At 67.9% G+C, this 876-nt stretch carries 1 protein-coding gene; it reads left to right on the forward strand.

Annotation, left to right across the window (positions count from 1 at the left end; all coding sequences use genetic code 11):
* Positions 1-40 precede the first annotated feature (40 nt).
* Positions 41-832, forward strand: coding sequence for an IS5/IS1182 family transposase (locus tag D456_RS0123340; RefSeq protein ID WP_017578588.1), 792 nt, complete (start codon positions 41-43; stop codon positions 830-832).
* The last annotated feature ends 44 nt before the right edge of the window (positions 833-876 follow it).

Consider the following 876-nt stretch of genomic DNA (forward strand, 5'->3'; position numbering starts at 1 on the left):
CCAGAGGCTTCGCTTGTCTACCGATGTTACCTACACCTGCGTGCTCGACGCCGACCGCGGGACCGTGGAGTTCCTCGCCCGCCTGCTGGCCGCCCACCGACACAGACTGGGCACCCGAGCGCTGGGCCCCTTCAAACAGGCCGTCCTCATCATCCGCTGGTTCCTCAACGCCACCCGCCCCGCCCAGCTGGCCACCGACAACGCCATCGGCAAAAGCACCGTCCACACCTACCTGCACGAGGGCATCGACGTCTTGGCCGCCCGGGCCCCGGACCTGGAACAGGCCCTGGACCAGGCCCAACAGGCCGGGGTCGGCCATCTGAATCTGGACGGCACAGTGGTGCGCACCGACCGGGTCCGCACCCCGGGCCCCAACAGGGCCGACCTTTGGTGGTCGGGCAAGCACAAGCACCACGGCGGCAATATCCAGGTGCTCTCGGCCCCGGACGGGTGGCCGCTGTGGACCTCGGGCGTGCGTCCCGGGCGCGAACACGACACCACCTGCGCCAAGGCCGAGGCCGACCTGCTGCCCGCGCTGGACAAGGCCGCCGCCGAAGACGAGTGGCTCACGCTCACCGACCTGGGCTATGAAAACCTCAGCCCCGCCCTGCGCCACCCCGTCAAAAAACCCGCGGGCCAAGAACTGACCGATGAGCAGAAGGCCTACAACCAGCTCATCCGGGGAGTACACGGGGTCGCTGAGCGAGCCAACTCCCTGCTCAAGACCACCTTCAAGGCCCTACGCCGGGTCAGCCTCGACCCCTGGCGTATCGGCGCGATCACCCGCGCCGCCCTGGTCCTGCTCCAACTCGAACACGGCCGTACCACCTGACCGATTATCACCCACGGTCACCAATCATTGCCCGGAAAGGCTCA

Origin of the sequence: Nocardiopsis kunsanensis DSM 44524, assembly GCF_000340965.1 — a bacterium.
GTDB lineage: Bacteria > Actinomycetota > Actinomycetes > Streptosporangiales > Streptosporangiaceae > Nocardiopsis > Nocardiopsis kunsanensis.